The 11,775-nt window shown below is 47.2% G+C and carries 11 protein-coding genes; all 11 read right to left on the bottom strand.

Annotation, left to right across the window (positions count from 1 at the left end; genetic code table 11):
• Positions 1-194: 194 nt before the first annotated feature.
• Positions 195-1,064 carry a permease gene (locus BHC43_RS04400; RefSeq protein ID WP_100156628.1) on the bottom strand — a complete coding sequence of 290 codons (870 nt, stop codon included), beginning with the start codon at positions 1,062-1,064 and terminating at the stop codon, positions 195-197.
• Positions 1,061-2,506: an FAD/NAD(P)-binding protein gene (locus BHC43_RS04405; RefSeq protein ID WP_100156629.1), complete on the bottom strand. Its 1,446-nt coding sequence runs from the start codon at positions 2,504-2,506 to the stop codon at positions 1,061-1,063. The genes BHC43_RS04400 and BHC43_RS04405 overlap by 4 nt, the downstream gene beginning before the upstream one ends.
• Before the next feature lie 326 nt (positions 2,507-2,832).
• A complete protein-coding gene (locus BHC43_RS04410; protein WP_144078735.1) occupies positions 2,833-3,018 on the bottom strand; it encodes a hypothetical protein in 186 nt (61 codons plus the stop codon).
• Between the two features lie 119 nt (positions 3,019-3,137).
• Positions 3,138-3,518: a VOC family protein gene (locus tag BHC43_RS04415; protein ID WP_100156631.1), complete on the bottom strand. Its 381-nt coding sequence runs from the start codon at positions 3,516-3,518 to the stop codon at positions 3,138-3,140.
• Positions 3,519-3,611: 93 nt separating this feature from the next.
• A complete protein-coding gene (locus BHC43_RS04420; protein ID WP_100141067.1) occupies positions 3,612-4,850 on the bottom strand; it encodes an exopolysaccharide biosynthesis polyprenyl glycosylphosphotransferase in 1,239 nt (412 codons plus the stop codon).
• Between the two features lie 10 nt (positions 4,851-4,860).
• Complete coding sequence (locus BHC43_RS04425; RefSeq protein ID WP_100156632.1) at positions 4,861-5,682, bottom strand: glycosyltransferase; 822 nt, start codon at positions 5,680-5,682, stop codon at positions 4,861-4,863.
• 164 nt (positions 5,683-5,846) lie between these two features.
• The gene (locus tag BHC43_RS04430) at positions 5,847-6,911 is read right to left on the bottom strand and encodes a stealth family protein (RefSeq protein WP_100156633.1); all 1,065 of its coding nucleotides are present in this window, start codon (positions 6,909-6,911) and stop codon (positions 5,847-5,849) included.
• On the bottom strand, positions 6,908-7,663 hold the full coding sequence (locus BHC43_RS04435; RefSeq protein ID WP_100156634.1) for a glycosyltransferase family 32 protein: 756 nt from the start codon (positions 7,661-7,663) through the stop codon (positions 6,908-6,910). Before BHC43_RS04435 ends, BHC43_RS04430 begins: the two co-directional genes overlap by 4 nt.
• Positions 7,660-9,135, bottom strand: a complete 1,476-nt coding sequence (locus BHC43_RS04440) for a lipopolysaccharide biosynthesis protein (RefSeq protein ID WP_100156635.1) — start codon at positions 9,133-9,135, stop codon at positions 7,660-7,662. Before BHC43_RS04440 ends, BHC43_RS04435 begins: the two co-directional genes overlap by 4 nt.
• A gap of 25 nt (positions 9,136-9,160) precedes the next feature.
• Positions 9,161-9,949, bottom strand: coding sequence for a hypothetical protein (locus BHC43_RS04445; RefSeq protein WP_100156636.1), 789 nt, complete (start codon positions 9,947-9,949; stop codon positions 9,161-9,163).
• Positions 9,946-11,673, bottom strand: coding sequence for a biotin--[acetyl-CoA-carboxylase] ligase (locus tag BHC43_RS04450; protein WP_100156637.1), 1,728 nt, complete (start codon positions 11,671-11,673; stop codon positions 9,946-9,948). Before BHC43_RS04450 ends, BHC43_RS04445 begins: the two co-directional genes overlap by 4 nt.
• Positions 11,674-11,775: the final 102 nt, after the last annotated feature.

The raw sequence follows: 11,775 nt of genomic DNA on the forward strand, positions 1-11,775 counted from the left end.
ACAACTTATCTAATAGTGTTTATACATAAATCCTCAATTCATGTATAAGTAACTTTTAATTATAGCCTGATTGTGTTAAAGGGATACGTGAAAGATACAAGAAAATTGAATAAGCAAGTTAATTATTAATATATCATTATTAGGCTTTTAAAGTTCAGATCCAAACGCAGATAGCTGTTGGTTGCTTTAGTTGATTAGGTAATATGTTTAATGATTATTATGCATAAAGAATAAATGCTAATAGCTATGACACTAATACAGGTTCCACAGGAGATGGGCTTAACTGAGCGGCCGGTACCTAAATAATGAGTTTCTAATACGATGATATTTGCCGCAGGGGGAAGTAAGCAAAACAAATAAAGTGCTAGACTGTTTTGCAAAATAAGATTTTGTTTGAATAGATGTGCAAAGGCCAGCAAGATGGTTATGATTCCACAATAACCGGCGACTTTTTTTAGGAATAAAAAAAGAGTGGTACGCAGATCTTTTAAGGTAATTTTGGCTTTGGCTAACCACATGCCAAGTACAGCCATACCCAAAAAACTCATTAAAAATTTAGCTATGTTATAGATAAACTTGAATTCTAAATCAATCTGTCTGCTATATGGTAAAAGCATTATTCCAATTATTAGCGCAATTACAGGAGGCATTTGAATTAGTTTGCGTATATTAAATCTGATACCTGTAAGTAGCCATGCACCAAGTGAGTTGCCAATAATGGAACTGCCGATATAGGCAGAAATAAAAATAGTGGCGGCCTGATTACCGAAAAGGGAGGCGGCTATGGGTAGACCCAGCCAGCCAATATTTAGGTAAGTGAAGCATAGATTATCAACAGGGTTGATTTTAAATATTTTTCCTAGCAATAGCATCAAAGTCATCATAATGATAGTGGTGACAAGCACGACACTCATACTGCTAAAGTTAGTGGCTATATTATAGATGATGACAATAGGGATAATGAATTTGGTCAGTAGCTTTGAAAGTAGTGGTTTGAAATCAAAGCTTGTTTTCCCTGCGATCAAACCACACAGCAAGTAAATTAGTGGTAGGAAAAAGTTCATATGTTTTCCTTTTGTTCCGCTAATGAAAGCTGTCGAATTATATTTTTCGCTACAATGTTCGCACATTGGGTATTAAACCAATAGGCGTTAGTTGAAAACAAACATCCTTTATTTAATGGGCCTAGATTATATAGCCCCTTTACGGCTTGATTGTTAACGATGCATTCCATAGTAGAGACATTTATGTTGATGCCACCACTTTGACAAGGTTCAATAAGATTTTTTTCTTTGAGAGAGCTTAATAAGCTATCTTTCATAAGAGTGAGATTATTTCCGCCACCAGTCGCATCCCAGAATGTTCCTGAACTGATTGTGCCTTTTTTCGTTGAAATTATATATTTATTTTTTTTAAATGTAGGAGCGGATATCAGTTTATGAAATTTTAATCTGTTATTTATGATAGCTTCATGTATTTCTTCGAATACCTTTTGTGGAACAGGATGGCGCCATGCAGCCCAAATTGATCCTAAAGTGTTTATAAATTTCTGTTTTTGTTTGATATTCATCAAAGCCCAGATTTTATGCATATAGGGTCTTGTGCTAACCAGTATATCCTGACAAGGAAGATTCCCTTCTTGGGCACGGTGCAGTAAAAATTCAAAATAATCTTGATGTTTCCCATGTTGTAAAAGATTCATGGCTTGTCTGAATTCTCCTACTACTTTTAATTGACCCATCTCTTTATTCAGTAAATGTATGAATGTGTTCAGTATATCTCCAGATTTTTTAGTGTTTATTATGATATTTTGCCAGGTTAAATATACAGGGTGATATTGGTTGCTGTTGCTTATGCAGGTAGGTAAATAACCTTTTCTTGAAAATAAGTTAATATCTTGATTTCCCTTACTATAAGCATATCTAAAAGCATCTATTGCTGTTAGGCTAGTGCCAGCAATCAGGATTTTACCGTCAGTATCGTCATATTCTTTAAAATGACGGATAAATCCTTTTTGTGTCGAAAATTGTGGAAAATTATCTGAAGATTTGGCACCTAGGCACATTACGACTGTTTTTGAATGTATAATTTGATGGTTGCTATCTTCAATAACAAATTTATCTTTTGCTTTGGCTATGGAGGTAGCTGAGCTATGAAATTCTGTAATGTGAAGTGTATCAGCGGAATTTATTTGATGATAAAGCTGGGATAGAAACCGAGAAAATTGTAGTCTGGCTGGGTAGTTATCTGTAATAATTTTATTTTTTTTCAACCAGTGATAAAAGCTGTCAGGTTCATAGGATGAAACTGGCAATAAATTAGGAATGGTGTTAACTTTATGAATGCTGTCAGCATCGCCAAAAGCGTGGCCTGTGGCAAAGCTATTTAAAGGGTTCATTATAGCAATTTTAGGTTTATCTAGATTAAGAGAATATATTTCATCTTGTATCTGCTTGATTAAACTAACTCCAGTCGCCCCAAATCCAACTATAGCTATGTCATACATAATTTCTCCAAAATAAATTTGTTTTAATTTGATTGCTAAATATTTTAATAATTTTTGTATATTATTATTTTTAATAAAAAAATTCTATTTTTTCTGGTTCGGTACTCGATATTTGGTATTTTATTTTAAAATTAATACTATACAAGCAATCAAAAATTGATAATTGTGTAATTATATGATTTTATGTATCAATTGATTATACGGATCATTATATAAAAATAGGTTTTAGCTTTATTTTTATGCTTTTTGTATTTAATTTGTTTTTGGTCTGTTGAGTTATGCCTGTTTGCAAACAAATTGCACTATTTTACTTCTGAGCTGGAATGCTACCAATTTACTACTTCGATTCTTTTATATAATTTAATGCCTTCTTTTACTTGATGCTTCACTAATAACACCCTTCTGCCTGAAATGAAATTTGAGGAATATTCTTGTTTTAGTACATCTAAATTATTAATATTTTTTGCAACACCAATTACCAAATCACCTCGAGCCAGAGCAGATTTTGCCAAGCGCAACCCAAGCCACGAGATGCTCCTGTAATCAACTATACTTTTTTAATCAAATGAATTCATCATAAATAATGGCTACATAATGAATCCCCCATTGTTTTAATTTCTTAAGATAATTTTTATTCAAACTTTGAAGTGTCGGTAGCACAAACACGAAGTCGATGACCATCTGGATCATTTCCTACAAATGTGTATCCGAAATCGAGCATTTGTGGTTCAAGTTCAATTTTGACGTTTAATTCCTTCCATATCGAATAAATTTCATCTACATCATTTTTTGTTACATCATTAAATGACAACTCAAAACCACCGTAATGATTGGGTGCCTTTGGCGTTATTTTATCAGCCTCTTGTAGCCCTAAAATAAAATTATCTTTCAATAAAAATACAGCGAAGCCAGGATAAGTATTAATAGGAGGACGCCCTAGTATTTTTGTGTAAAATTCTGTACTAATATCAACATTTTTAACATAAACAATGACGCTATTAGGTTTAAACATTTTTTGTTTCCTTTTGGTGATAAAAATTAATTTTCTTAATTTTGATTATCTAGAATATAAAGTTGATGGATGGCATTTTTATATTTTGTTTGATCAACGAGCTCCGAAGCCGGTGAGCATGGTTTTGAGGGTTTTAAAGAAGATAAGGATGTCGAGGGAAAAGGAAAAGTGCTTGATGTAGTAAAAATCATGCTCGATTTTTATTTGGGTTTGTTCGGTGTCGGCGGCATAGCCCTGTGTGACCTGAGCCCAGCCGGAGATGCCAGGTTTGACGATGTGGCGGTAGTCGTAAAAGGGAATTTCTTGAATAAACCGGTCGACAAATATTTTTTGTTCGGGACGGGGGCCGATGAGGCTCATGTCGCCTTTGAGAATGTTCCAGAACTGGGGCAATTCGTCGATGCGGGTTTTGCGGATGATATGGCCGATGCGGGTAACGCGGCTATCGCCTAGTTGCGCCATCTGGGCACCATTTTTTTCGGAATCGCTGCACATGCTGCGGAATTTGTATATGCAGAATTCATGGCCGCCGCGGCCGACACGGTTTTGCCGAAAGAGAACGCTACCGGGGCTTTCAAGTTTGATGGCGATGGCTGTGACAAGCATTACTGGTAAGGTAATGGGACAAGACAAAAGAATAAGTAGGATATCGGCTAAGCGTTTTATCAGTACATAGGTTGGTGAGGGTAGGAGTGAACCTAGGTCGTTTTCGTACAGATGATGAATTTTAACGCGGCCGGTGAGGAATTCTTCTACTTGGCGAATATTGTATACGGGCATGCCGGCGAGGGTCTGGCTGGCGAGAAATTTTTGCCAATGGTGGTCAAGCTCGGGTTCGTGCAAGTCAGCTACGATGCCGTTGATATTTGTGGCTACGGGGAGATCAGGGCTGGTGAGTTTGATCCAGTTAACGTTGGGTAGCTGATCTGCGTTAATGGCGCGGCCGTAGGGTAAATAGGCATAGGTGGTGATAAATTTGTTGCGGTAGTAGATGTAGGCGATGCACAGGAAGAGGGATAGGCAGCCGGCCATGAATAGGAACCATACGGTGTAGGGCAGGTTGAAGAATTTGGCTGCCATCCACATGCCGAAAAACCAGAAGAAGGTATGTGGCAGGGCGATAACGGCGGATTTGCGGCCGGGAAAGTTGCTGAATACGGACAGAGATTTTGTGTTGAGTAGGTGGGCGATGCCGGCAAGGATGATGCTGGTAATGAAAGCGGCTCGGCCTTGTGAGAAGCCTTTGATGGGCTCCATGATGGCCAGAGGGAGTAGCATGACCAGCAGGGAACCGAAAAAGAGGCGGCTTTTATAGGACAGTAAACTTCGCATGATAGTGGGTTTATTTATTCAGGCGCAAATGTTGGTAGAGGTGGGTGAGCATGCTGGTAGGCAATAGGCGGCTACTGCCGCGCAGGGCAAAACAGCTGAGTGCTGGCAGTAAGGGCTGGCTGCGGAGGCGGCGTTTAAGGCGCAGCAATTGCCATTCGCTGCTGAGGTAGCTCAGTCCGCGCCGGCGTGCATGCATGTTGTGGCCAGCACGGGCGTAAACGAGGATTTCAGGTAGGTTGGCAGTCTGATAGCCGGCGGCAAGCAAGCGTAGCCACAGGTTGTAGTCTTCCATCCACTGGTGGTGCTGGTAGCCGCCTACGGCAAGTACGGCGCTTTTGCGGTAGGCAACAGCCATGTGGTTAATGGGGTTTCGCCATTGGGCATAGTGTCTGATGGCATTGTTGCTAAGGGGTACCTGCCGCACGGTGCTGGTGTGTTCAGGGGTGGTGTTGAATTCTGCTATCTGGCCGCTGAAGAAGGCGATATCGGGGTGCTGTTGGATGTATGCCCACTGGCGGGCAAAGCGCTCGGGTGCACAGATGTCGTCCGTATCCATGCGCATAATCCATTCATGCCGGCAGTATTTGAGGCCGGCATTGAGGGCGTGGCCAAGGCCAACATGCTGAGGCAGCGGGATGATGTGCAGGGGCAGGCGGGTTTGGTATTGGCTGAGTACCTGTTGCAGGTTGCTGCCGATGGGGCCGTCGAGTACGACGATGATTTCTTCTGCCTGTATGCTCTGCGTGCACAGGCTGTCGAAACAGGCACTGAGCCAGTGTGGCTGTTCCTGTGCATACAGTGAGAGCAAAACGGAAAAGGGTTGCGTATTCATTGGCTTGGCAGCAGTGGCAGGTATGCCGGTGGTTTGTCAAGATTTGTTTATTATATCGCAACAATGTTGTCTGGTGACTGCTGCCTGCTGGGTGCTGTGGGGTTGTGCTGAAAAATCAAGGATTGGTATTGATTTTTTTACATTTGTGTCTGTTACAGCTGGGTCTAGCTATTGTTCAGTTCGAATGACGCCGGATTGGGGAGGTGGTGCTGGTAGAAGGTGTGCTGCGCGTGGATAAGCTGAGCTACTTCGTTGCTGTTTGGGCTGGTGCAGGTGTCGTTGAGGCAGACAAAGCGGATTTCGGGATGCTGATTCAAGTGGTCGATGGCATGGTTAAGGTCGGCAAGATTGCTGATGTTGCGTACGTACCCATCGTTATATTTGTGCGGGATGAAAGCACCGCTGGCCAGTTGCCAGTAACGGTTGAGGTAGATAGTGAGGTCGTTTGGAGCACGGAAGCGGTTGGCCGTGCTGGCCAGAATTTCGGGGGCGAAGTGCTGGTAGACTTCTTGCAGGGTATGGCGGGTATAGGGCTGGGGTAGATGCCAGTGAGCAAACCAGAAGTAATGACGGTAAAAATATTTGAGCAGGATGTTGCTAATTTTTTCACGCAGGCTGTAGCTGCTGGCGAAAAGCTGTTGTTTGCTGAGGCTGGCTGGCTGAAATTTACGGTTGATGAGGCGGATGTTGTTGTTGAGGGCATCTACCCAGCTGTTTTGGCCACGCAGACGGCTGAAGAGGGTTCCGCGCTTGAGCCAGCCATGGCAAAGGAAGTCGACGGGCAGGCCATATTGAAATAGGCGCTCGCGCGGGGTGGGACGAAGGATGACAGTGTCGTCATTGAGGTAGACGAAGTGCTCGCTCAGGCCCTTGAGATTGACCAGATTCATCTCGATGGCGGATGAGTTGAATACGGGCAGGTGCCGGGGTCTGATAAAAAGCTGCTGATGGCTGACGATTTCAATTTTCGGGTGGTTGGTTTGTAGCCAGTGTGGGCGCTGGTTGGCGGTAATCAGATAGATTTTGTGATACCACGGGCAGTTTTGCTCGATGGAACGTAAAACGTAGCGCAAGGTGCCGAAATCTTGATAGCGGTTGTTGCTGATGGCGTCGCTGTGCCCCTGATGCTGTGGCAGCCAGCGGTTTTTTTCGGCCAGCCATGCGGGATCGCCGCCATCTACCCAAGGCAGGACAAAGTCAATAGGGGTATGGTCTGAGCTGGTATTCATCGAAGTTTCCGTTTGAGCAGGGCGATGAGTTTTTGACTGTTGCTGGCGCCGAGGGTGGTGCGCAGTAGATTGAGTAGAAGGCGTTTGATCTGGTCGGTGTGTTTGCTGTCGCTTAGCCAGCTGCCATCGTAGTGATGGATACAGACTGTGTTGCTGGTGCGGTTTAGTTCATGGGTATAGGCGTTTTTGGCCATGAAGTAGTCGCTGGGATAGACGCAGACGTAGTCTGGAATTTCCTGCATCTGGTTGTTGAGGATGATGCCGTGCTGCTGGTATAGCTGTTTGAATATTTGGTTGATGGTGATGAGCTGCTGTGGGTTGAATTCGAGCTGCTGGTATTGTTGCCAGATGTCGTGCATCAAGGCGCTGCCGGCCTCACATCCCATTACGCCGGCCTGCGGGTTGCAGGTGAGCTGGCGGGTGTAGGGATTCATGCCTTGTTCGAAGCCGGTGAAGCAGTGGTGATGTAGGAAGGGGTCGAATGAGGCAACCATTTGGACGTCGGTATCCAGATAGATACCACCTTGCTGATACAGTGCCTGAATGCGGCACACGTCGGCGACGAAAGCGTATTTGCCGGCGGCATAGGCAGTGCGTGCGTAGGGATTGGCCTGATAGTCAAAGTTTTGTTCGTTCCACAGCTGGAGCTTGTAGTCGGGCAGATACTGGCGCCAGCTGTGCAGATAGCGCTGGGTGGTGGTGGGTAATGGCTGTGGACCGAACCAGCAGTAGTGTATGAGTTTGGGTATCATTGGACGGGCCGGCGGTAAATGAGCAATAGGAGGAAGCTGAAGGGTAAGGCTGCAATCAGGCCGGTGATGAGGCTCAGTTTAATCCAGTCGAGATAGTTGTGCACGCTGATGTTGCTAATGGGCTGCCAGCCGATGCTGATGGCTACGGCGATGGTGATGAATATGACCAGCCATAATATGAGTGGACGGCTGAAGGACAGGGAGAGGATATGGCGGCAGCTGTAATGGAGCATTTCGGTGCTACGGTACAGAAATGAGATGAGTGCGGCCAGTAGAATACCTGCGCTGCCCCATATCTGGATGAAACACAGGGAACAGGTGATGTTGATGCCGGCTTCAAGCAGGGCTTGTGGTTTGGTGGCTTTGTAGCGGCCGGCGGCCATGATGATGGTCATGGCTGGAATTCGGCTGTTTTCGATGATGCCGACAAATAGAAATAGGATGGCAAGTAGGGGCTGGTGGTAATTGGCATCGGTCATGTTGTGGGTGTAAAGCTGTATGAACGGTGCCAGCAGTAGGCCAGTGCAGGTGTAGACCCAGCCGAGAAAACACATGAAGAGGCGATTGTAGCGGCAGAAGTTGTGGCGGGTCTGTGCGGGATTGGTGCTGAGGCTATGGCCGAATATGGCCTGCATGCCTTGTGACAAGGATTGCAATGCCATTTTGATGGCGCCGAAAATGAGGGCATAAACGGCGTAAATACTGGCGTCTTTTAGGGACAGGAATAGTGAAATGAGTACCAGTGGCGAGCTGAAGATAAGCAGGCCGGTGAGCTGATGGGTGAGGGCGTCCCAGGTTTGTTGCAGGTGGTAGGGATGGTGTTTGTCGTAGTGCTGGTTTAGGCCGGAGTAGTGATGGCGGACATAACGGCGGTAGAGGAGGAATTTTGCAGCTTGTATCAGGGTAGATGCTGTCTGTACGCTCAGGATGCTGTAACCGGCGCGTATGAGCCAGTAGCAGACGGCGATGTTGGCGAGAATGCTGACTGCTTGTATACCGGAGATGATGTAGGTTTTCTGGTCTGCGGTAAGGAGGGCGCGGTAGCTGCCGAAAAAGAAGAAATCAAGGATGTTGGCGGCACCCATGACCAGTACGATGCAAAAGGTCAGGTTGGCACTGATTTCATGGCGGGTAAGCCATGCAAACAGGGTGGCCAGTACTACTAGGGCGACGGCAAACAGGCTACCGGAAATCCGGTAAAAATGATGGGCTGCGGCGAGGATGCGGTTACGGAGCTGGTTGTCATGGGCAGTAAGTGCCTGATACAGGGCGACGATGGCGGCCGCACCGATGCCAGCTTCCAGCAAGGTGAGGTAGGCAATGAACTGTTTAACGGATGCGAGCATGCCGTTGGTGGCTGAGCCGTAAGTTACTACAATCAGGGGCGGCAGAATAAAGCCGCCCAATGCGGTGATCAGTTGCAGCAGGAGGTTGGCAGAGATGTTTTTCAGGATTACGGCACGGGTGCTCATGAAGCCTCTAATGGATAGTGCCGGCTTAGTGACAGTTACCGCTGCGCTGCATGCGGCCGTAGCGGCCGGTAATGGCGTTGATGTCGTTCATGGCTGAGTTGTCTACGCCGCTGAATACAACGCGCATTTTGGCTATGCTTGTGGGGGTGTTGCCTGAATCACTGTCGCTACTGCCACCCAATGTGGTAATGAAGGCATCACTGAATCCTTGCATTTTGGCGCGTGCCATCAATCCTTCCGCATCTTCCCTCCGGTTGAATACACCTAAGCTGACTCTGCCCTGATTGATGCCATAGTCGAAGCCCTGCTCCTGAAGACGGGCACGAGTGGTGCTATCGCCACTGGATGAAAGCGCTACCATGTAACGGGTGGGTGCGGGTGTGGTACGGGTTCGAGCCGGTGCGTTTACTTGTTCTATGAAGCGGCTGGTGGTAAACGGCCAGTGGTTGAGCAAGCCTTTGATGCGGTGAAAGTCGTCTTCGGGGAGGGTAACGGTGGCGGTACAGGTGCTGGCTGGTGCAGCGGTAGTTTTGTCGGAGTTGTCGGCAGTGTCGCTTTTCTGTTTGCCGGCAGTGGTGGTTTCGGTCTTGCTGGCAGCTTTCGCAGCAGGTACAGCGCTACCGGCAGCGGCTGTTGTATCGGTAGCACGGCGCACGCTGATGTCGGGGCTGGCCGGTGCGATGGTATCAGTGGCTGCGCTGGTGGCGCCGGACGCAGCGGGAGAAGCTGAAATACCGTGTACCAGTTTGCCGGCTATCATGCTGCCGAAAACGATGATATTTAATGCTACCAAGATTGCAAACAGCCATTTCATGCGTATTCAACCCAGTTGAGTAAACCGTAAAGCACTAAATTATCCACAATTTCAATGCGGTTGTCTAAGACAAATGTATTGGGTAAGGCCTGTGCTACTTTATTGGCTCCACCGCCGGTGATGATGATGTCAACCGGTTTGCCAGTGCCGATTTTCTGTTGCAGGCGCTCATGCATGAGGACGATGGCGCCGCAGACGGCATCCATGATGCCGCTGGCCATAGCATTTGGGGTGGTGGTGGCGAAAGCATAGGCTTTGCCGAGCGGGCGGTTGAGGTTGGCGGTACGTCTGGATAATGCTTCTTTCATCAAATGAAATCCCGGCAGGATGCTGCCGCCGAGGTAATGATTGGTGTCGGTAAGAGCGTCAACTGTGACAGCTGTGCCACAGCTGACCACAACACATGCCTGTTTGGTGTATCGCCGGCTGCCGATGAGATTAAACCAACGGTCGGCACCGTGTTCGGCAGGATTGCGGTAATGATTGCAGATACCGAGGGCTTCAGGCATGGAAGGCAGCCACAGTACCGGTTGTGGCAGAATGGCGGCAATTTGCTGCTGGCGAGCTTCTCCACAGACCGCGCAGCCTATGATGCGTTCTGTGCCGCAGCCCTTTTTGGCCCAGTCTTGTATGAGGGGTTGCAGATCATAATAGGCGGCTTTGCCATAGCTGAGTATGCAGCCGTTTTCTACCCATGCCCATTTAAGCTTGCTGTTGCCTGCATCCAGTAGCAGGCAGCGTTTTTGGGTGGCGTTTTGGGTTTCGGTAGCTGCTGCACCTGGGCGCAGGCTGATTTCGCCATTGACAAAACTTTGTTCTCCGTTGGCAGTTTGTAGCAACAGAGCACCGGAAGGAGCGATGCCGCTGACAGTGCCTTCGGCTAGTGTGCGTCCGCCTGTCAGCAGATGTACCAGCCGTCCCTGATCGCGATGTAATTGATTGTAATCAGCCAGAAATGGGCTGAGCCCATGCTGATTGAAGCGGGGCAGGAATTGAGCCAGTTTGGCAAGAATGCCCTGAAAAATTCGGCTGACTTGTGCCTGCGGTAGCAGGGACAGGATGGCGGTGGCGGTACCAACCTGATCGGGGATGCTGAAGTTGAGGCCAATGCCGATAACAGCGGTGGTTTGTTGCTGATGAGTGACGGTTTCAATCAGGATGCCGCCAAGTTTGCTGTTGTCCAGCATCAGGTCATTGGGCCATTTGATTTGAGCGGGGATGCCGAGTTCGCGCAGGGTCTGGGAGATGGCCACTGCTACGATAAGTGCCAGTCCGCCAAGTTCGGCTTGTGGGCGCTGGAATGTCCAGCTCAGGCTAAACATCAGGCATTCGCCAATGCGATTTTGCCATGCTTTGCCCTGACGGCCGCGTCCGGCTGTTTGTTCGTAGGCCAGATAGATTTGTGGTGGGCTGTCTATGGGTGCGTGGCGTACCTGTTCCAGTAGAATGGTGTTGGTGGAGGTGGTCTGAGCCAGCAGATGCGGTTCAAAGCCGTACTGGCGCGCGCAGTGATTGAAGGTGTTTTCGGGTATCAATGCCAGTGTTTTGGTAAGCTGCCAGACGCCATTGCGCTGACGCAGAAGACATTGGATGTGGGCAGGCATTTCCTGCCAGGCTGCGTTGAGCTGGGGTATTTTGCAGTTCAGGGTTTTTGCCAGTGTCTGTACTTCATGCGCCAGACCATCGGCAAGCAGGGCCAGTAAAGGCCAAAACGGTGTGTTCATAAAATGGCATGGCCATTGTTTTGCTGATAACAATGGTTTGGTTTAAGGGGCTGGTCTGCTGCATGGCCGGATGCAAGCAGGATTTATTTGTGGCTGTGTGTT

This window comes from Snodgrassella alvi (genome assembly GCF_002777855.1).
Lineage (GTDB): Bacteria > Pseudomonadota > Gammaproteobacteria > Burkholderiales > Neisseriaceae > Snodgrassella > Snodgrassella alvi_E.